Annotated in this window: 14 protein-coding genes and 1 riboswitch; of the genes, 8 read left to right on the top strand and 6 right to left on the bottom strand. The window is 71.3% G+C overall.

Annotation, left to right across the window (positions count from 1 at the left end; genetic code table 11):
* The first annotated feature begins 26 nt into the window (after positions 1-26).
* A riboswitch (TPP riboswitch) is annotated at positions 27-215 on the top strand.
* On the top strand, positions 208-2,034 hold the full coding sequence (thiC, locus tag ABZ464_RS14190) for a phosphomethylpyrimidine synthase ThiC (protein ID WP_359275742.1): 1,827 nt from the start codon (positions 208-210) through the stop codon (positions 2,032-2,034). Its footprint overlaps the riboswitch before it by 8 nt.
* Positions 2,035-2,112: 78 nt before the next feature.
* Here the strand turns inward: thiC and ABZ464_RS14185 are convergent, their stop codons facing one another.
* A complete protein-coding gene (locus tag ABZ464_RS14185; RefSeq protein ID WP_359275739.1) occupies positions 2,113-2,994 on the bottom strand; it encodes a sigma-70 family RNA polymerase sigma factor in 882 nt (293 codons plus the stop codon).
* Positions 2,995-3,076: 82 nt separating this feature from the next.
* On the opposite strand from ABZ464_RS14185, the gene ABZ464_RS14180 reads away from it, so the two are divergent.
* Entirely contained in the window at positions 3,077-3,526 is a 450-nt protein-coding gene (locus ABZ464_RS14180; RefSeq protein WP_359275736.1) for a carboxymuconolactone decarboxylase family protein, read from the top strand.
* A 15-nt stretch (positions 3,527-3,541) separates the two neighbouring features.
* Here the strand turns inward: ABZ464_RS14180 and ABZ464_RS14175 are convergent, their stop codons facing one another.
* The gene (locus tag ABZ464_RS14175; RefSeq protein ID WP_359276185.1) at positions 3,542-3,949 is read right to left on the bottom strand and encodes a VOC family protein; all 408 of its coding nucleotides are present in this window, start codon (positions 3,947-3,949) and stop codon (positions 3,542-3,544) included.
* A gap of 139 nt (positions 3,950-4,088) precedes the next feature.
* Here ABZ464_RS14175 and ABZ464_RS14170 point away from each other — a divergent pair, with 139 nt between their 5' ends.
* Positions 4,089-5,669 (top strand): VWA domain-containing protein, encoded by a 1,581-nt coding sequence (locus ABZ464_RS14170; RefSeq protein ID WP_359275733.1) that lies wholly within the window; start codon positions 4,089-4,091, stop codon positions 5,667-5,669.
* A gap of 93 nt (positions 5,670-5,762) precedes the next feature.
* Here ABZ464_RS14170 and ABZ464_RS14165 read toward each other — a convergent pair whose 3' ends face one another.
* From ABZ464_RS14165 to ABZ464_RS14155, 3 genes are all read right to left on the bottom strand, one after another.
* Positions 5,763-6,641, bottom strand: a complete 879-nt coding sequence (locus ABZ464_RS14165) for a hypothetical protein (RefSeq protein ID WP_359275730.1) — start codon at positions 6,639-6,641, stop codon at positions 5,763-5,765.
* A gap of 215 nt (positions 6,642-6,856) precedes the next feature.
* Positions 6,857-7,939, bottom strand: a complete 1,083-nt coding sequence (locus tag ABZ464_RS14160; RefSeq protein WP_359275727.1) for a metallophosphoesterase — start codon at positions 7,937-7,939, stop codon at positions 6,857-6,859.
* A gap of 989 nt (positions 7,940-8,928) precedes the next feature.
* A complete protein-coding gene (locus ABZ464_RS14155) occupies positions 8,929-10,041 on the bottom strand; it encodes a LacI family DNA-binding transcriptional regulator (RefSeq protein ID WP_359275725.1) in 1,113 nt (370 codons plus the stop codon).
* Between the two features lie 407 nt (positions 10,042-10,448).
* Here ABZ464_RS14155 and hisC point away from each other — a divergent pair, with 407 nt between their 5' ends.
* The 5 genes from hisC (at position 10,449) to ABZ464_RS14130 (ending at position 18,888) form a co-directional block, all read left to right on the top strand.
* Entirely contained in the window at positions 10,449-11,528 is a 1,080-nt protein-coding gene (gene hisC / locus ABZ464_RS14150) for a histidinol-phosphate transaminase (protein ID WP_359275722.1), read from the top strand.
* Positions 11,529-11,705: 177 nt separating this feature from the next.
* Entirely contained in the window at positions 11,706-13,214 is a 1,509-nt protein-coding gene (locus tag ABZ464_RS14145; RefSeq protein WP_359275720.1) for a cytochrome ubiquinol oxidase subunit I, read from the top strand.
* A gap of 20 nt (positions 13,215-13,234) precedes the next feature.
* A complete protein-coding gene (gene cydB / locus ABZ464_RS14140; RefSeq protein WP_359275717.1) occupies positions 13,235-14,242 on the top strand; it encodes a cytochrome d ubiquinol oxidase subunit II in 1,008 nt (335 codons plus the stop codon).
* Between the two features lie 12 nt (positions 14,243-14,254).
* A complete protein-coding gene (cydD, locus tag ABZ464_RS14135; RefSeq protein WP_359275714.1) occupies positions 14,255-17,755 on the top strand; it encodes a thiol reductant ABC exporter subunit CydD in 3,501 nt (1,166 codons plus the stop codon).
* A gap of 77 nt (positions 17,756-17,832) precedes the next feature.
* Positions 17,833-18,888 (top strand): M23 family metallopeptidase, encoded by a 1,056-nt coding sequence (locus ABZ464_RS14130; protein ID WP_359275711.1) that lies wholly within the window; start codon positions 17,833-17,835, stop codon positions 18,886-18,888.
* A 12-nt stretch (positions 18,889-18,900) separates the two neighbouring features.
* Here the strand turns inward: ABZ464_RS14130 and ABZ464_RS14125 are convergent, their stop codons facing one another.
* Positions 18,901-19,788 (bottom strand): Cof-type HAD-IIB family hydrolase, encoded by an 888-nt coding sequence (locus tag ABZ464_RS14125; protein WP_359275708.1) that lies wholly within the window; start codon positions 19,786-19,788, stop codon positions 18,901-18,903.
* Positions 19,789-19,825 lie beyond the last annotated feature (37 nt).

The following is a 19,825-nucleotide window of genomic DNA, read 5'->3' as shown; positions in this document are numbered from 1 at the left end:
CACAAATGACGCTAGCGTGGAGCCACCTTTGCACACGCGGGAGCTCGGAGCACCGGGCTGAGAGGGCGCTGACCTCCGTCTTCGCGATGTTTCACGTGGAACGTCACCAGAGCGAGTGATGTTTCACATGAAACGTCGGCAGACGGTAGCCGCTGCGTCGACCGCCGAACCTGTTACCGGGTAATGCCGGCGTAGGGAGTAGGTCTCATGACCAACAAGGACGCACGCACGCCTGCCTTCACGCAGAACGCGGCCGATACAGACGCGGCCGACGTGACCAGCGAGAAGAGCGGGACGTCCATCGGCTGGCACAAGGGCTACATCGAGGGCGCTCGCCCCGACCTGCGTGTGCCGGTCCGCCAGGTGCACCTCACCAACGGGCAGTCGGTCACGCTGTACGACACCTCCGGGCCGTACACCGATCCGCTCGCCGACACCGATGTACGCAGGGGCCTGGCGCCGCTGCGTGAGAACTGGATCATCGCCCGCGGTGACACGGAGGAGTACGCGGGCCGTCCGGTCCGTCCCGAGGACGACGGCATCAAGCACACCTCGCCGCGCGGCGGGCTGCGCAATCTCGACGCGGTGTTCCCGGGCCGTCCGCGACTGCCCCGCCGGAGTCGGGACGGCAAGGCGGTCACCCAGCTCGCGTATGCCCGCAGGGGCGAGATCACCCCCGAGATGGAGTTCGTGGCCCTCAGGGAGAACGTTTCTCCGGAGGTGGTGCGCGAGGAGATCGCGGCGGGGCGCGCGGTGTTGCCGGCCAACGTCAACCACCCGGAGATCGAGCCGATGATCATCGGTAAGAGGTTCCTGGTGAAGGTCAACGCCAACATCGGCAACTCGGCGGTGACGTCCTCCATCGAGGAGGAGGTCGAGAAGATGACCTGGGCGACCCGTTGGGGCGCCGACACGGTCATGGACCTCTCCACCGGCCGCAACATCCACACCACCCGTGAGTGGGTGCTGCGCAACTCCCCCGTCCCCATCGGCACGGTGCCGCTGTACCAGGCGCTGGAGAAGGTCGACGGCAGGGCCGAGGAACTGACCTGGGAGATCTACAAGGACACCGTCGTCGAGCAGGCCGAGCAGGGCGTGGACTACATGACGGTCCACGCGGGCGTGCGCCTCGCGTACGTCCCGCTCACCGCGAACCGCAAGACCGGCATCGTCTCGCGCGGCGGCTCGATCATGGCGGCCTGGTGCCTGGCGCACCACAAGGAGTCCTTCCTGTACGAGAACTTCGAGGAACTCTGCGAGATCCTCGCCGCCTACGACGTCACGTACTCGCTGGGCGACGGCCTGCGGCCCGGCTCCATCGCGGACGCCAACGACGAGGCGCAGTTCGCGGAGTTGCGCACGCTCGGGGAACTCAACACGATCGCCAAGCGTTTCCACGTACAGACCATGATCGAGGGCCCGGGACATGTCCCGATGCACAAGATCAAGGAGAACATCGACCTTCAGCAGGAGATCTGCGATGAAGCTCCGTTCTATACGCTCGGGCCGCTGACCACGGACGTCGCTCCGGCGTACGACCACATCACCTCCGGCATCGGCGCCGCGATGATCGCCTGGTGGGGCACGGCGATGCTCTGCTACGTCACGCCCAAGGAGCATCTGGGCCTGCCCAACCGCGACGACGTCAAGACCGGCGTCATCACCTACAAGATCGCCGCGCACGCGGCCGACCTCGCCAAGGGCCACCCCGGAGCCCAGGAGTGGGACGACGCGCTGTCCGACGCCCGCTTCGAGTTCCGCTGGGAGGACCAGTTCAATCTGGCCCTCGACCCGGACACGGCCCGTGAGTTCCACGACGAGACCCTCCCGGCCGAGCCGGCCAAGACGGCCCACTTCTGCTCGATGTGCGGTCCTAAGTTCTGCTCGATGAAGATCAGCCAGAGCATCACGGAGCGGTTCGGCGGTGCGGTGGCCGAGGGGGCGACCTCCGAGGAGATCGCTGAGGGCATGCTGCAGAAGTCGAAGGAGTTCGCGGCGAGCGGCAACCGGGTGTACCTGCCACTGGCGGAATAGTCCGGGTGGCCCCGCAGAACAGCCCGCGCCTCATGGCGGAGTCGCGGGCCGTCCTGCTCCGCTCGGGAGGCGTGAGCTTCACGCCGGTTCCGGCAGGTCCATCAGCGCGAGCCCGGCCGGGTCGACCACGATCGTGATGTCGGTGATCCGGCCGTCGGCGACGGTGAACGCGACGACCGAGAGCGGGGTGCCGTCCTCGCGCCAGGAGATGATCCCGGGGAGGCCGTTGACCAGCGCCTTCCGACCCTGTGCGGCCGCGCCCGCGGACAGTCGTGCGCCGGCGGCTACCTTCGTGGCGCCGAGGGTGACGACAACGCCGGACGGGGTCTCGACGGTCAGCCTCACCTCGGGGTCGAGCACCCGCAGCAGCCCCTCGAAGTCGCCATGGCGAGCCGCCGCCAGGAAGGCCTGGACCACGTCTCGCTGTTCCCGGCCGACGGCGGCCGGACGCTCCTGCGCCCGTACCTTCCTGCGGGCGCGGCTGGCGAGCATCTTGGCGGCGGCGGTGGACTTGCCGAGGATCTGGCCGATCTCGTCGAACGGCACCGCGAACAGGTCGTGCAGCACGAACGCCAGCCGCTCGCTCGGCCCGAGCGACTCCAGGACGACGAGCAAGGCGAGCCCGACCGAGTCGGCGAGCGCCACGTCCTCCTCGGGAGCCGGACCGTCGTCGAGCGTCACGACGAACTCGGACAGACGGTCGTCGTCGTACGACGCCTCGGGGCGCGACCGGCGCGAGCGCAGGACGTCGAGGCTGATCCGGCCGACCGTCGTGGTCAGCCAGCCGGCCAGGTTGTGGATGGTCGCCGCGTCCTGGCGGGAGAGGCGCAGCCAGGCCTCCTGGACCACGTCCTCGGCGTCGGCGTGCGATCCGAGCATGCGGTGAGCGACCGCGCGCAGCCGGTCTCGCTGGGCCTCGAACGCCTCGGCCGTCGGGTCCGCCGGGCTGATGTCGGACATGTGGTTACCTTCCTCGGATCCGCTCCGTCACAGGGATGACGGGCCCGGAGGGGCTCGGGTAACCGATGAGGGAGACACACCGATGGAAGCACGCGTGAACGGCACGGCGAACCCCGATGTGATCACAGCGATCCAGCACCTCTACAAGGCGATTCACGCCGGTGGCGTCGACCGGCGTCTGCTGTCGCTGGTCCATCTGCGCGCCAGTCAGATCAACGGCTGCAGCCCGTGCGTCTTCGCCACGATCGAGTCGGCGCGGAAGGCCGGTGAGACGGACGAGCGGCTGCACCACGTGGTCGCGTGGCGCGAGACGCCCTTCTACACGGAGGAGGAGCGGGCGGCCCTGGCCCTGACCGAGGCCGCCACCCGGCTCCAGGACGGCGCACCGGGCGTGACCGACGAGATCTGGGACGACGCCGCCGACCACTTCAGCGAGGATCAGCTGAACGCGATCATCCTGGAGATCGCGATGACCAACTTCTTCAACCGCATCAACCGTACGATCCGGGAGCAGGCCGGCAAGACCTGGTGAGCCGGGCACTCCCGGTCAGGACGGGGCGGCGTCCTGTGGGTACCAGCGGAGTTCCACGGTGTTGCCGTCCGGGTCCGCGATGTAGACCGAGGTGGCGACGCCGCGCGCGCCGAAGCGTTGTGCCGGGCCCTCGAGGACGGTGAAGGCTTCCGAGGCGATGAACTCCTCCCAGTCCAGGGGGTCGACGGTGAGACATATGTGGTCGACGTTCGACTCGCCGCGGGGCCGGTCGACCAGGTCGACGATGGTCTCGGGGGTGATCCGCACCGACGGGAAGGGGACCTCGCCGGCCCGCCACTCGGCGACGCGGACCGGTTCCAGGCCGAGGCGTCCGGCGTAGAAGTCGAGGGCCCTCTCGACATCGCCGACATTGAGGACCAGGTGGTCGAAGGCCTTCACGCGCAGAGAGGTCATGGAGGTCATACGGGTCATGGGGGCTTCCTCGGTTGTCGGGCGGACGGGCGGATGGGTGGGCGTGCGGGCAGGCGTGCGGGCGGTGGACTCCTCTCACGATCCGCCGACCCGGATCCGTCATCAAGGGCGTCGGTGCTTGACTGAGTCCATGAACGCGCGATCCATGAGCAAGGGCGCGAACGTGCCGGTCGACTCTTCCGCCGTCCGGGCGGAGCTCAGCTGGTCCGAGGGGACCGGAGGGCCGGACATCGACGCCTCCGCACTGCTGCTGACCGCCGCCGGACGCGTCCGGGACGACGGTGACTTCGTCTTCTACAACCAGCCGCGACACACGTCCGGCGCCGTCACCCACCTCGGCAAGCAACGGGCCGACGGGGTCATGACCGACACGGTCCAGGTGGACTTCGGCTCGCTGGAGAGCGCCGTCACGCGGGTGGTGCTGGGCGCGTCGGCCGACGGCGGCACCTTCGGGCAGGTGGCCGGACTCACGCTCCGGCTGCTCGGCCCGGACGGCCGTGCCGAACTGGCGCGCTTCGAGATGCGGGCCGACACGGAGACCGCGTTCCTCTGCGGCGAGCTGTATCTGCGCGAGGGGCGCTGGAAGTTCCGCGCCATCGGCCAGGGGTACGCCTCCGGACTCGCCGGACTGGCCACCGATTTCGGCATCACGGTCGACGAGGAGCCGCCGCCCACCCGGACCGCTTCGCCGGCCCCCGCCCCGACGGCTCCGCCGGCCGCCACCCGGACCGCTCCGCCGGCCCCCGCCCCGACGGCTCCGCCGGCCGCCACCCGGACCGCTCCGCCGGCCCCCGCCCCGACGGCTCCGCCGGCCCCCGCCCGGACTGCTCCGTCGGTCCCCGCCCCGACGGCTTCGCCGGTCCCCGCCCGGACTGCTCCGTCGGTCCCCGCCCCGCCGACCTCGGCGCCGCCCACGCCCACCCCACCCGTCACAGCCGCCCCCCGCCTGGTCAAGGGCGAGGAGCAGCTCCCCGTGGACATGCGCAAGCGGCTCTCCCTGCGCAAGGAACAGGTCGCCGTCAGTCTCAGCAAGCGCGGCGCCGCCGGTGTCCGGGCGCGGATCCTGCTGGTGCTGGACGCCTCCGGATCCATGGCGTTCCTGTACTCGCGCGGCGTGGTGGCGGACGTGGTGGAGCGCATGGCCGCGGTCGCCGCGCAGCTAGACGACGACGGCGAGATGCAGGCCTGGACGTTCGCCAGCAACCCCGCCCGGCTTCCCGATCTCCGCCTGGCCGAACTCCCCGAGTGGCTGGGGCTGCATGTGCGGGTGGGCGAGATCAGCCTGTTCCGCCGCGGCAAGAAACCCCGCAAGGGGCTGGAGGCGGGGCAGGTGGACATGCGGGCGGTCGGCATCCAGAACGAGGAGCAGAAGGCGATCGCCGAGGTCAGGGCGTATGTACGGGAGAATCCCGTGCCCCTGCCCACGCTGGTGCTGTTCTTCTCCGACGGAGGGGTCTACCGGGACGCGGCGATCGAGCAGGAGCTGCGTGCGGCGGTCGAGGAGCCGGTCTTCTGGCAGTTCGTGGGGCTCGGCCGGTCCAACTACGGCGTTCTGGAGCGGTTCGACACCCTCCCGGGCCGGCGCGTGGACAACGTCGGCTTCTTCGCCGTGGACGACATCAGCTCCGTACCGGATCAGGAACTCTACGACCGGCTGCTGTCGGAGTTCCCGTCCTGGATCACGGCGGCCGGACACGCCGGCATCCTCTGATCACCCACCGGTCAAATCACCCAGCGCTCCGGTCGCCCCACCGATCGGCTTGCGCTCCCCGACCCCAGGTATGCGGGGGCGCAAGCCGAGGGGTTATTCCGGCAGGTGCTCCGGGCCGCCGAAGTCCGGGCTCGTGTAGTCCGGGCTGGTGAAGCTCGGGCGCGGGCCGGCCGCGGGGCCGTCGTCGGGGCTGGTGAAGCCCGGACGGTCGTACCCGATCTTCGGCAGGCGGCCGGTGGGGGCGGGCGGGGCCGGTTCCGGGGACAGGACGCTCGTGCTCTGGTCGGCGAGGGCCTCCCGCAGGAACGGCAGGATGCCCCGCTCCAGGAGGGCCTCCCGCCAGGCGTCCCTCGCCCGCTCGACCTCGTCGTTCAGTTCGCCGTACGATCCCGCCTCCAGCGAGGGACGGTTGCGCAGCGCGGTGAGCAGCAGTCCGACGGTGGCGACGAGGATCGCCAGCGCGGCGATCGCTCCGAACGTCCAGCCGACGTTGAGCATGGCGTGGGCGGCCGTCCGGTCCGGGTCGACCGCCCGCAGGAGGTAGCCGACCAGCAGGAAGATCACCGCGGCGGTTCCGGCGAGGACGGGGGTGAGCACGGCGGCGACGGCCACGGCGCCCGCTCCGGCGGCCTCGGCGGCCTGCGCCGCGTCTCCCATGGTGGCCGCGAGCCCCACCGCGCCCGCGCCCGGCTCCCCCGAGCCGGACTCGTGCGGGGACGAGGGGGTGGACGGCGCCGGGTGGCGCAGTTCCTCGCGGACCTTTATGTAGTGCTGGTACTCGGTCGCCGCGGCCGCCGTGATGAGCGCGGAGGCGTTGAGCGCCATGGTGCGCAGCTGTTCGGGGTTGAGCCGCTGACCCACAGCGGCCGGTTCCGGGTGGTGTGGTGCGGAGCGCAGCGCCTCGTCGAGGACCCGTTCGTACTCCTGGCGGTCCTCACTGTGCAGGTGCTGCGGAACGCTGTTCATGTGCATCCCCCGATGCTCCGTAGGGCTTGGGGCTCGCATGCCAACGAGCCGTCGGGCAGAAACGGAGGGGAGCCTGCTACGGATAAGCCGATGGTAGAGCGGCGACGGCCTGCGGTGACAGGGGGTTTGCCGAAATTGGCCGCCGGCCTGCACCGCCGCCGACCGCTTCGGGAGGGCGTGCGCCCGCCGAGCGAGCGCTTGGACATCCGCCCCCTGAACGCTCAGTCGTCCAGCGGCAGTTGCTGGACCAGCAGCTTTCCGGCCATCGTCACGCCGCCGTCCATCGCGATGGCCAGTCCCTCGGCGTAGACGTGCGGTCCCGCGACGTGCGGGCCGTCGCCGTCCTCGTCCTCCTCGGAGCCGACTTCGCCCAGGAGATACGGAATCGGGCTGTGTCCGTGAACGATCCGGGTGCCGCCGTACGTATCGAGCAGGGAACGGACGGCGTCGGCTCCACCTTCGTCCCGGAAGGAGAAGCGCTTGGTGAACTTGCGGAAGAGATCCCACACCTCGTCCGCGTCGTTGCGGGTGATCGTCTCGCGGACGGTGTCGTTGACCGCCTCGATCGAGTCGCCGTAGTCGAGGTAGGCGGTGGTGTCGGAGTGGACGAGAAGATGGCCGTCGACCTCCTCGACGGCGTCGAGCCGCGCCATCCACTGCAGATGGTGGTCCTGGAGGCGGTCCATGTCGTTCTTCTGGCCGCCGTTGAGCAGCCAGGCCGCCTGGAAGGTGGCGGTGCCCGCGCCGGAGTTGACGGGGGTGTCGCCGAACCGCTTGGCGCCGAGCAGGAGCAGCTCGTGATTGCCCATGAGGGCCTTGCAGTAGCCGCCGGCGGCCGCGGCCTCGGCGGACAGCCGCATGACGAGGTCGATGACGCCGATGCCGTCCGGGCCGCGGTCGGTGAAGTCGCCGAGGAACCACAGCCGGGCGGTGCCCGCGCACCAGTTGCCGGCCGAGTCGATCAGGCCCTTCTCCTGGAGCGCGGCCAGCAGCTCGTCGAGGTAGCCGTGTACGTCGCCGACGACGAACAGGGGTCCCGGGCCGGCCGAGGGCTGCGGTGCGGGGGCGGGCGCCGGGTCCACGGGCACCTGGAGGGTGTCGCCGCGGTGGATGACCGGCAGGTCGCGTTGTGTGGGCGTGTAGCCCTCCGGATGCTCCAGGGCGTCCTCCAAGGGCGGCGTGACGTTACCCGGGTGCGTGTTCTGGTCGAACGGACCGGTCTCGTGCACGTAAGCGGGTACCCGGAAGTCGCGCAACGTCGCCGTCCGCTCCGCCTCCGGTCCCTGACCGGCCCCCTGAGTCATCAGACCCCTCCACCATCGCGCCGCAGCTGCACCCTGCGGGCTGCTTGGTCGAAGCCGCCCGCGGTGCCGTGCGCCCATCATAGGAATGCGGATCGAGCCGTGTGATGACCCAGGGGTGCTGAATCGGCGCAAGGCTCCAGTTCATCGCGGCTTTCGCCCCGATTGGGCCGGGCTTCGGCAGCCCGCACACACCCGGCGCACACGACACTCATACGCGCCGGGCCCCGCCGTGGGGGCGGAGGACCGGTTTCCCGGGGCGGCACCGGATGGCCGGACGGCCGGACCACACGGACACGCCCGACACGGCACCGGCCGACTGCACCGACGGCCGGGCAACGGCCGACATACGACCGCGAGGCGATACGACGAACACACCCGCGCGGTACCGCGCACCCGCCGCCGGGCCCGCGCGCCCCCGCCATGCCGCCCACTCACAGGGACGCGGGGGAGCGCCGACAGGGCGTCGGTAGGGCGCTGGTAGGGCGCTGGTGGGGCGTCGGCAGGGTGCTGGTAGGGCGTCGGCAGGGTGCTGGCAGGGCGTCGGCATGCCCCGGTAGGCCGGTGAGAGCCCTCGGCAAGGGGCGTGGACGCCTCGGCAAGGACGCGGGGAGGACGCCTGGCAGGAGGCTTCGGCAGGAGGCCTTGCCAGCTCCCGAACCTCTGCGAGTCGCCCCTCGGCCTCCTGGCACCTCCGCCGGTCACCCCCTAGGCCTCCCCGCGCCCCCGCCGGTCGAACCTTCAGGCCCCCCACACCCCCACTGATCACCCCTTCAGGCCCCGAGCCCTCACTCCGGCCGTCCTGAGGCTCCCTGCATGCCCCCGGCTGGTAGCCGCTTCAGGCCCCGCGCCCTCACTCCGGCCGCCCTGAGGCTCCCTGCACGCCCCCGGCCGGTAGCCCCTTCAGGCCCCGCGCCCCCTCCGGTGGCACCGCGTGCGCCCCCTCCGGTGCCTTCCTTCGGTCTCCTTGTCCCCCGTCGCCCGTCCCCCCGCTACCCCTTCTCCGGCGTCCGAGGCGGGCTCACCGTCGTGCGTGGTGGGCGTCGCTGAGAAGAGGTACGGATGATCAGTTCGGTCGGTATCACCTGTTCGACCGGCGAGTCCGCGTCCACGCCCTCGATCGCGTCGATGAGGAGTTGGACCACCGCCGTACCGATGCGGCGGGGCTTCAGGGAGAGCGTGGTGATGGGCGGCTCGGTGCTGGCGTACACCGTGGACTCGCTGCAGCACACCAGCAGCAGATCCTCCGGCACCCGCAGCCCGTAGCGGCGGGCGGCGGCGAGCAGATCGGTGCCGTTGGGGTCGAACAGCCCGTAGACCGCGTCGGGGCGGTCCGGGCGGGCGAGCAGCCGGTCGGCCGCGACGGCGCCCGCGCACGGATCGTGGGCGGGGTAGGCCTCGTACACCGGATCCTGCCCGACCCGCTCGCACCAGTGCAGATACGCCGTGGTCGACAGATGCGTGTACGTGTCCGTCGTGGTCCCCGTCAGCAGGCCGATCCGGCGGGCGCCGGCGTCGGCCAGGTGGTCGAGGATGTCGAGCACGGCGGCCTCGTGGTCGTTGTCGACCCAGGCGGTCACCGGCAGCGAGCCGACCGGGCGGCCGTCGGAGACCACGGGTAAACCCTGGCGCACGAGCTCGCTGACCACCGGATCCTGGTCGGACGGATCGATGACGACCGTGCCGTCCAGGGCGACGTTCGACCACACGTCGTGGCGCGAGGTCGCGGGGAGGATGACGAGCGCGTAGCCGCGGGCGAGCGCGGCCGAGGTGGCGGCGCGCGCCATCTCCGCGAAGTACGCGAACTCGGTGAAGGTGAAAGGTTCATCCCCGTACGTCGTCACGGTCAGACCGATGAGGCCCGACTTGCCGGTACGGAGGGTTCGGGCCGCGGCCGAGGGCCGGTAACCCAGTCGGTCGGCGACCTCGCGGACATGGCGTCGGGTGGCGTCGGGGAGCCTGCCCTTGCCGTTGAGGGCGTCGGAGACGGTCGTGATGGACACTCCGGCGGCGGCGGCCACGTCCCTGATGCCCGCCCGGCCCGGCCGGTTGCCTCGGCGTGAGGTTTCCGCGCGGCTCACCTGGTGCTTCCCTGCTGCTGTCATGGCGAGCCGATAGTAGGGCTCATCCGGTGGGGTAGGGCGGACGCATATGCACGCGTTGACAGGCACGTTTCTGCAAGGTCGTCAGCCGTCAAATGCCTTAGAAACCAAGTCAGTTGGGCGTGAGTATCCCAAGACGTGACGTGTTGGCACGGATGAGCCTGCCAACGCACCGATGTTTCGAAGAGGTCTCAACTCACCTGTACGAGGGATGCGCGCCACGGCGTGAGCCACCGGCGCATAGATATATGTATGCCGCGCCCCCTGACGTGTACGCCTTCGTGCGGCTTCGTCCATAGAGGTCGCGGAGATCCGTACGCGCCTGTACGCACCCGACCCGAATCCTCATAAGGTGAGCAGTATTGAAGCCGGGAGCCGGAGCCGGTGGTGTGGTCACGAGGAGGACTGCGGTGAGCGAGACGAGCCCCAAGCTGCGTGCCGAGCTGGAGGGGATTCCCACCTACAAGCCTGGCAAGCCCGCCGCGGCCGGCGGTCCCGTGGCCTACAAGCTGTCCTCCAACGAGAACCCCTACCCGCCGCTGCCCGGGGTGATGGAGGCCGTGACGGCCGCCGCCGCCACCTTCAACCGCTACCCGGACCTGGCGTGCACGGCCTTGGTGGAGGAGATCTCCGGCTGCTTCGGCGTGCCCGCCTCCCACGTCGCCACCGGCACCGGCTCGGTCGGCGTCGCCCAGCAGCTGGTCCAGTCGACGGCGGGCCCCGGCGACGAGGTGATCTACGCCTGGCGCTCCTTCGAGGCGTACCCGATCATCACCCAGATCAGCGGCGCCACCGCGGTGCAGGTGCCGCTCACCGAGGGGGACGTCCACGACCTGGACGCGATGGCCGACGCGATCACCGACCGGACCCGGCTGATCTTCGTCTGCAACCCCAACAACCCCACCGGCACGGTCGTCCGTCGAGCCGAGCTGGAACGGTTCCTCAACCGGGTGCCGGGCGATGTGCTGGTGGTCCTCGACGAGGCCTACCGGGAGTTCATCCGCGACCCCGAGGTGCCGGACGGCGTCGAGCTGTACCGGAGCCGGCCGAACGTCTGCGTCCTGCGCACGTTCTCGAAGGCGTACGGTCTGGCCGGGCTGCGGGTGGGCTTCGCGATCGCCCATGAGCCGGTGGCGGAGGCGCTGCGCAAGACGGCGGTGCCGTTCGGGGTGAGCCAGCTGGCGCAGGAGGCGGCGGTCGCCTCGCTGCGCGCCGAGGACGAGCTGTTCGGCCGGGTCGGTTCGCTGGTGGGCGAGCGCGCCCGGGTGGTCGGGGGGCTGCGCGCCCAGGGCTGGGCGGTGCCCGAGAGCCAGGCCAACTTCGTGTGGCTGCGGCTGGGGGAGCGGACGGCGGCGTTCGCGGCGGAGTGCGAGCAGCACGGGGTCGTGGTCCGGCCGTTCCCCGGGGAGGGTGTCCGGGTCACGGTGGGTGAGGCAGAGGCGAACGACATCTTCCTGAAGGCGGCGGAGGGGTTCCGCAGGGAGATGTAGCCGACACCAGTCCGTTTGTGCTGGTCAGAAGGCGTGTGGAGGGGGTTCCCGGCGGTAAGCGGGACCCCCTTTCTCTTGTCCCGAAGGTGTTTGTCATACTAGCTTGTGAATGTGAACGCTTTCACAAGCGCTCGCTGAGCGTATGTTCCACAAGCCTGTGAGGTAAGGAGCGGCGACGTGGACCTGGCTTTGGCGCCGGAGACCCTGGCGCGCTGGCAGTTCGGCATCACGACCGTCTACCACTTCCTGTTCGTTCCCCTGACGATCTCCCTCGCGGCTCTCACCGCGGGGCTCCAGACCGCCTGGGTGCGCACGGAGAAGGAGAAGTACCTCAGGGCGACCAAGTTCTGGGGCAAGCTCTTCCTGATCAACATCGCGATGGGCGTCGTCACCGGCATCGTGCAGGAGTTCCAGTTCGGCATGAACTGGTCCGACTACTCGCGCTTCGTCGGCGATGTGTTCGGCGCCCCGCTGGCCTTCGAGGCCCTGATCGCGTTCTTCTTCGAGTCCACCTTCATCGGCCTGTGGATCTTCGGCTGGGACAAGCTGCCGAAGAAGATCCACCTGGCCTGCATCTGGATGGTCTCGATCGGCACGATCCTGTCGGCCTACTTCATCCTCGCGGCCAACTCCTGGATGCAGCACCCGGTCGGCTACCGGATCAACAAGGAGAAGGGCCGCGCCGAGCTCACCGACTTCTGGGCCGTGCTGACCCAGAACACCGCGCTCAGCCAGGTCTTCCACACCATGTCGGCGGCCTTCCTGACCGGTGGCGCCTTCATGGTCGGCATCGCCGCCTTCCACCTCTTCCGCAAGAAGCACGTCACCGTGATGAAGACCTCGCTGCGGCTGGGCCTCGTCACCGTCGTCATCGCCGGACTGCTCACCGCGATCAGCGGCGATGTCCTCGGCAAGGTGATGTTCAAGCAGCAGCCGATGAAGATGGCCGCCGCCGAGGCGCTCTGGGACGGCCAGGACTCCGCGCCGTTCTCGATCTTCGCCTACGGCGATGTGGAGAAGGGCCACAACAGCGTGGCCGTCGAGATCCCCGGCCTGCTGTCCTTCCTCGCCAACGACGACTTCACCTCGTACGTCCCCGGCATCAACGACGTCAACAAGGCCGAGCAGGAGAAGTTCGGCCCCGGCGACTACCGGCCCAACATCCCGGTCACCTTCTGGGGCTTCCGCTGGATGATCGGTTTCGGCATGGCCTCCTTCGCCATCGGCCTCGCCGGACTCTGGCTCACCCGCAAGAAGTTCATGCTCCCGCAGCACTTGAGGGTCGCCGACGACGAGGTGCCCCATCTGGTGCTCTTCCGCAACAAGGCCCTCGACCCCAAGCTCTCCCGGCTGTACTGGCTGGTCGCGATCTGGACCCTCGGCTTCCCGCTGATCGCCAACTCCTGGGGCTGGATCTTCACCGAGATGGGCCGCCAGCCCTGGGTCGTCTACGGCGTCCTGCAGACCCGCGCCGCGGTCTCCCCCGGGGTCTCCCAGGCCGAGGTACTCACCTCGATGATCGTCTTCACGGCCCTGTACGCCGTCCTCGCCGTCGTCGAGGTCAAGCTGCTGGCGAAGTACGTGAAGGCCGGCCCGCCCGAGCTCACCGAGGCCGACCTGAACCCGCCCACGAAGATCGGCGGCGACTCCCGTGACGCCGACAAGCCGATGGCCTTCTCCTACTAGGCCGAGGGAGCTGCACAGTCATGGAACTGCACGACGTCTGGTTCGTCCTCATCGCCGTCCTGTGGACCGGCTACTTCTTCCTGGAGGGGTTCGACTTCGGAGTCGGCATCCTCACCAAGCTGCTCGCCCGCGACCGGCCCGAGAAGCGGGTGCTGATCAACACCATCGGCCCGGTCTGGGACGGCAACGAGGTGTGGCTGCTCACGGCCGGCGGCGCCACCTTCGCCGCCTTCCCCGAGTGGTACGCCACGCTCTTCTCCGGTTTCTACCTGCCGCTGCTGCTGATCCTGGTCTGCCTGATCGTCCGGGGCGTCGCCTTCGAGTACCGGGCGAAGCGGCCGGAGGAGAACTGGCAGCGCAACTGGGAGACCGCGATCTTCTGGACCTCGCTGCTGCCGGCGTTCCTGTGGGGCGTGGCCTTCGGCAACATCGTGCACGGGGTGAAGATCGACCGGCACTTCGAGTACGTCGGGACCGTCGGGGACCTGCTCAACCCGTACGCCCTCCTCGGCGGTCTGGTGACGTTGACGCTGTTCACCTTCCACGGCGCGGTCTTCACGGCCCTCAAGACCGTCGGCGAGATCCGGGAGCGGGCACGGAAGCTGGCGCTGTACGTCGGTCTCGTCACGGCCGTGGTCGCGCTGGTCTTCCTGCTGTGGACCCAGGTCGACAGCGGTGACGCCAAGAGCCTCGTCGCGCTGGTCGTCGCGGTCGCCGCCCTGGTCGCGGCGCTCGTGGCCAACCAGGCGGGGCGCGAGGGCTGGTCGTTCGCCTTCTCCGGCGTGACCATCGTGGCCGCCGTGGCCATGCTCTTCCTGACGCTCTTCCCGAACGTCATGCCGTCCAGCCTGAACGAGGACTGGAGCCTCACGGTCACCAACGCCTCGTCCAGCCCGTACACCTTGAAGATCATGACCTGGTGCGCGGGGATCGCCACCCCGCTCGTCCTGCTCTACCAGAGCTGGACCTACTGGGTCTTCCGCAAGCGGATCGGCACTCAGCACATCGCCGCCGATGTCGCCCACTGAGGTGTGTTTCACGTGAAACCAATCGATCCGCGTCTGCTGAGATTCGCCCGGGCCACCCGGCTCTTCCTGGTGGCCGTGGTCGGCCTGGGCGCCGTCGGGGCACTCCTGGTCATCGCCCAGGCGATGCTCATCGCCGAAGTGGTGGTCGGCGCCTTCCAGCACGGGCTGGGCGTCTCCGGGCTCCGCACTCCCCTGCTGCTGTTGGCGGCGGTTGCGGGCGGCCGTGCCCTGGTCTCCTGGCTCACCGAACTCGCCGCCCACCGGGCGAGCGCGGCGGTGAAGTCGGAGCTGCGGGGGCGGCTCCTGGAGCGGGCCACCGCTCTCGGTCCCGGCTGGCTGGGCGGACAGCGCACCGGCTCCCTGGTCGCCCTGGCCACCCGGGGAGTCGACGCCCTCGACGACTACTTCGCGCGCTATCTCCCCCAACTGGGGCTCGCGGTGGTCGTGCCGGTCGCGGTGCTGGCGCGGATCGTCACCGAGGACTGGGTGTCGGCGGCCATCGTCGTCGGCACCCTCCCGCTGATTCCGGTCTTCATGGTGCTCATCGGCTGGGCCACCCAGTCGCGGATGGACCGTCAGTGGCGGCTGCTGTCCCGGCTCTCCGGGCACTTCCTGGACGTGGTCGCCGGGCTGCCGACGCTGAAGGTGTTCGGGCGGGCCAAGGCTCAGGCCGAGTCCATCCGACGGATCACCGGCGAGTACCGCCGGGCGACCATGCGGACGCTGCGGATCGCCTTCATCTCGTCGTTCGCGCTGGAGCTGCTGTCGACCCTCTCGGTGGCCCTGGTCGCCGTGACGATCGGCATGCGGCTCGTGCACGGTGAGATGGACCTGTACATCGGCCTGGTCATCCTGGTGCTCGCGCCCGAGGCGTATCTGCCGCTGCGGCAGGTCGGCGCGCAGTACCACGCGGCCGCCGAGGGGCTCGCGGCCGCCGAGGAGATCTTCGCCGTGCTGGAGACACCGGTCCCGGCCCCGGGCACGACCCGGGTCCCGGAGGGCCCGGTGGCCTTCGAGGGCGTGACGGTCCGCTACCCGGGCCGCGCGGCCGACGCCCTCTCCGACGTGTCGTTCACCGTCGCGCCGGGGGAGACCGTCGCGCTGGTCGGGCCGAGCGGCGCGGGCAAGTCGACCCTGCTGCACACCCTGCTGGGCTTCGTGCGGCCCACCGGGGGCCGGGTGCGGATCGGGGGAGCCGACCTCGCCGACCTCGACCCGGAGCAGTGGCGGTCACGGATCGCCTGGGTGCCGCAGCGCCCGCACCTGTACGCCGGGACGATCGCGGAGAACGTACGGCTGGCGCGTCCCGACGCCGACGAGGCGGCCGTACGGCGGGCGCTGGCGGACGCCGGGGCGTTGGACTTCGTGGCCGCGCTGCCCGAGGGCGTCGACACTCCCCTGGGCGAGGACGGTACCGGCCTCTCCGCGGGCCAGCGCCAGCGTCTCGCCCTGGCCCGGGCCTTCCTCGCCGACCGGCCCGTCCTCCTGCTCGACGAGCCGACGGCCGCGCTCGACGGCGGGACGGAGGCCGAGATCGTGACGGCCGTACGGCGGCTGGCGGCCGGCCGGACGGTCCTCCTGGTCGTCCACCGGCCGGCGCTGCTGGGCGTGGCGGACCGGATCGTACGGCTGGAGGAGCCGGCCGACGCCGGCCCCCGACGGTCCGCTGCCGGGGGCACGGCGGCCACCACCCCGCCGGAGGCGACGGCGCCCAGGACACCGGTTGTCCCCGAGACCACTCCCGCCGCCCCCCGACGCGGGGTGCTCGCCCGGGTCCGGGGCATGGCGGGCGCCCGTCGGGGCCGGCTCGCTCTCGCGCTGCTGCTGGGCGCTCTCGCCCTCGGCAGCGCCGTCGGGCTCATGGCCACCTCCGGGTGGCTGATCTCGCGTGCCTCGCAGCAGCCGCCGGTGCTGTACCTGATGGTGGCGGTGACGGCGACCCGCGCCTTCGGCATCGGCCGGGCGGTGTTCCGGTACGCGGAGCGGCTCGTGTCGCACGACGCCGTGCTGCGGATGCTCGCCGACACCCGGGTGGCGGTGTTCCGGCGCCTGGAGCGGCTGGCGCCCGCCGGACTGCGCACGACCCGGCGGGGCGACCTGCTGACGCGGCTGGTCGCCGACGTGGACGCCCTGCAGGACTACTGGCTGCGCTGGCTGCTGCCCGCCGCTGCCGCCGCCGTGGTGTCGGCCGGGTCGGTGGCGTTCACGGCGTGGCTGCTGCCGGAGGCGGGCGCGGTGCTCGCCGCCGGGCTGCTCGCGGCCGGGGTGGGCGTCCCGCTGGTCACCGGCGCGGTGGCCCGCCGGGCCGAACGCCGGCTCGCCCCCGCCCGGGGCGTGCTCGCCACCCGTACCGCCGACCTGCTCACCGGCACCGCCGAACTGACCGTCGCGGGCGCCCTGCCCGCCCGCAGGGCCGGGGTGCGGGCCGCCGACGGCGTGCTCACCCGGATCGCCTCGCGGGCCGCCACGGCCACCGCCCTGGGCGACGGGCTGACCGCGCTCGTCTCCGGGCTGACCGTGGCCGCCGCGGCGCTCGTGGGCGCCCAGGCGGTCGCCGCCGGGCGGCTGGACGGGGTGACCATGGCGGTGGTCGTCCTGACCCCGCTGGCCGCCTTCGAGGCCGTCCTGGGGCTGCCGCTGGCCGTGCAGTACCGCCAGCGGGTGCGCCGGAGCGCCGAGCGGGTGTACGAGGTGCTGGACTCCCCCGACCCGGTGCGTGAGCCGGAGCTGCCCCGGCAGGCGCCCGCGTCGCCGTTCCCGCTCGTCGTCAAGGGGCTGACCGCCCGCCACGCCGGGCAGGACCGGGACGCGCTCGCCGGAGTCGACCTCACCCTGGCGCAGGGGCGCAGGATCGCCGTGGTGGGGCCCTCCGGCTCCGGCAAGACGACCCTCGCCCAGGTGCTGCTGCGCTTCCTGGACGTCGGCGCGGGCTCGTACACCCTCGGCGGGGTGGACGCCGCGGCCCTGGACGGCGACGATGTGCGCCGCCTGGTCGGGCTGTGCGCCCAGGACGCGCATCTCTTCGACAGCTCGGTGCGCGAGAACCTGCTGCTGGCGCGGAAGGGCGCGAGCGAGGACGAGCTGCGCGACGCGCTGGCGCGGGCCCGGCTGCTGGAGTGGGCGGACGGACTGCCCGACGGGCTCGACACGCTCGTCGGCGAGCACGGGGCCCGGCTCTCCGGCGGCCAGCGGCAGCGCCTGGCGCTGGCCCGCGCGCTGCTCGCCGACTTCCCCGTGCTGGTGCTCGACGAGCCCGCCGAGCATCTCGACCTGCCGACCGCCGACGCGCTCACCGCGGACCTGCTCGCCGCGACCGAGGGCCGTACCACCCTGCTCATCACCCACCGGCTGGCCGGTCTCGGAGCGGTGGACGAGGTGGTCGTCCTGGACGCGGGCCGGATCGTGCAGCGCGGCACGTACGCGGAACTGGCGGCCGTGGAGGGACCGTTGCGGGGGATGGTCGAGCGGGAGGCGGCGGCGGACCTGCTGGTGGGCGCGGAGCTCTCGGGTTGAGCCATCCGGGGTGAGGCGTCCCCCGGGCGTACGCCTTCGACAGGACCGGGGCCGCCGGCCGGGTCACGATCGCTGACATGCGCTCACTTCGCCGTCGTTCCCGGCTCGTCGTGGTCCTGCTGTGCGGTGCGGCCCTGCTCGCGGCCCGCCCCACAGCCGCCGACGGGGAGCCCGGCGACGGCGCGGACTCCGGGCTCAGTACGCGGGTGGCGCGGCTGTACGAGGACGCGGCCGTGGCCGCGCAGCGGTACGAGACGGGGCGGCGCGCGGCGGAGGCGCAGCAGGGCGAGGTCCGGCGGCTGGAGGAACTTCTGGGCCGGGAACGGCGGGAGACCGCGGTGCTGCGCGAGGACCTGGGCCGTTTCGCCCGTGCCCAGTACCGCACCGGGGGCGGGCTCCCGGTCGTCGCGCAGATGCTGCTGGCGGCCGATCCGGAGCGGCTGATGCGCGGTCAGCACCTGTTCTCCCAGGCGAGCCTGGCCGTGGACAACGCGTTGGAGAAGAGCCGCCGGGCCGAGACACGGCTGGCCGCCGACGAGGGGCGGGCGGTCGCGGCCTGGCAGGAGGTCGAGCGCAGGCGCGTCGAACTCGCCGAGGTGAAGAAGGGCATCGAGGACACCCTGGAACAGGCGCGGTGGGAGCTGCAGGGGCAGGCGGACGCCTCGGTGGCCGCGGGCGCGTGCCGTGGCGCCGTACGGCTCGACCGGCCGTCCCCGGGCGTCCTGGGCGAGTGGGTCACCCCGGTGGAGACGTACACCTTGTCCGCGGGCTTCGGCAGCGGCGGTGACCGCTGGGTGAACCGGCACACGGGGCAGGACTTCGCGGTGCCGATCGGGACGCCGGTGCGGGCGGTGGGCGCGGGGCGGGTGGTGCGGGTGGCGTGCGGGGGCGCGTTCGGCATCCAGGTCGTGATCCGGCATGCCGACGGCTACTGCACCCAGTACGCCCATCTCGCCGCCGTGACGGTCGACCAGGGCGACCGGGTGTCTGCCGGGCAGTGGATCGGGCAGTCCGGCACCTCGGGGAACTCCACCGGCCCGCATCTGCACTTCGAGGTACGGGTCACGCCCGAGCTGGGCTCGTCGATCGACCCGGTGCCGTGGCTGGCGGACCGCGGGGTGCCGGTTGCCTAGGCGGGCGGAGGCCTACCGCCGCTCGGCGATCAGCCGCTCGATCACGACGGCGACCCCGTCCTCGTTGTTGGCGACCGTCTGCCCGGAGGCGGCGGCGATCACGTCGGGGTGCGCGTTGCCCATCGCGTACGAGCGGCCCGCCCAGGTCAGCATCTCGACGTCGTTGGGCATGTCCCCGAACGCGACGACCTCCTCGTGCGAGATCCCGCGCTCGGCGCAGCACAGGGCGAGCGTGCTGGCCTTGGAGACGTCCGGGCCGCTGATCTCCAGCAGGGCGCTGGGGCTGGACCGGGTGACGTTGGCGCGGTCGCCGATGGCCACGCGGGCCAGGGTGAGGAAGGCGTCCGGGTCGAGCGTGGGGTGGAACGCGAGGATCTTCAGCACGGGCTCACCGGCGGCGAGTCCGTCCGGCGCCAGCAACTCCTCGGCGAGCGCGAGGTTGTCCGGGACCTCCATGTGCATCTTCGGGTACTCCGGCTCCTGGTGGAAGCCGTACGTCTGCTCGATCGCGTACATCGTGCCGGGCGCCGCGTCGCGCAGCAGCCGTACGGCGTCCAGCGCGTTGTTCCGCTCCAGCTCGCGCACCTTCACGAACCGGTGGGTGCCGGGGCCGCCGTGCAGATCGACCACGGCGGCGCCGTTGCCGCAGATCGCCAGGCCGTGTCCGTGGACGTGCTCGCTGACGACGTCCATCCAGCGGGCGGGGCGGCCGGTGACGAAGAAGACCTCGATGCCCGCCTCCTCGGCGGCGGCGAGGGCGGCGACCGTGCGCGGTGACACCGACTTGTCGTCACGCAGCAGAGTGCCGTCGAGATCGGTGGCGATCAGCCGCGGCGGGAGGGCGGGGGTCGGGGTCTCGGGCTGTCGAGTCGCTGAGGTCACCCGGCCATTCTCGCGCATATGCCCGCACGGCCGTGCGAGAGCCCGCACACCTGAG

It is taken from the genome of Streptomyces sp. NPDC005820 (genome assembly GCF_040630255.1).
GTDB lineage: Bacteria > Actinomycetota > Actinomycetes > Streptomycetales > Streptomycetaceae > Streptomyces.
The sequence above is the reverse complement of the archived record's forward strand: the minus strand, read 5'-3'. Positions and strand labels throughout refer to the sequence as shown.

Bases quoted from the DNA above. Each gene is read 5' to 3' on its own strand.
- thiC (WP_359275742.1), top strand. From the start codon at position 208: ATGACCAACAAGGACGCACGCACGCCTGCCTTCACGCAGAACGCGGCC.
- ABZ464_RS14185 (WP_359275739.1), bottom strand. From the start codon at position 2,994: ATGTCCGACATCAGCCCGGCGGACCCGACGGCCGAGGCGTTCGAGGCC.
- ABZ464_RS14180 (WP_359275736.1), top strand. From the start codon at position 3,077: ATGGAAGCACGCGTGAACGGCACGGCGAACCCCGATGTGATCACAGCG.
- ABZ464_RS14175 (WP_359276185.1), bottom strand. From the start codon at position 3,949: ATGACCTCCATGACCTCTCTGCGCGTGAAGGCCTTCGACCACCTGGTC.
- ABZ464_RS14170 (WP_359275733.1), top strand. From the start codon at position 4,089: ATGAACGCGCGATCCATGAGCAAGGGCGCGAACGTGCCGGTCGACTCT.
- ABZ464_RS14165 (WP_359275730.1), bottom strand. From the start codon at position 6,641: ATGCACATGAACAGCGTTCCGCAGCACCTGCACAGTGAGGACCGCCAG.
- ABZ464_RS14160 (WP_359275727.1), bottom strand. From the start codon at position 7,939: ATGACTCAGGGGGCCGGTCAGGGACCGGAGGCGGAGCGGACGGCGACG.
- ABZ464_RS14155 (WP_359275725.1), bottom strand. From the start codon at position 10,041: ATGACAGCAGCAGGGAAGCACCAGGTGAGCCGCGCGGAAACCTCACGC.
- cydB (WP_359275717.1), top strand. From the start codon at position 13,235: ATGGAACTGCACGACGTCTGGTTCGTCCTCATCGCCGTCCTGTGGACC.
- ABZ464_RS14130 (WP_359275711.1), top strand. From the start codon at position 17,833: ATGCGCTCACTTCGCCGTCGTTCCCGGCTCGTCGTGGTCCTGCTGTGC.
- ABZ464_RS14125 (WP_359275708.1), bottom strand. From the start codon at position 19,788: ATGCGCGAGAATGGCCGGGTGACCTCAGCGACTCGACAGCCCGAGACC.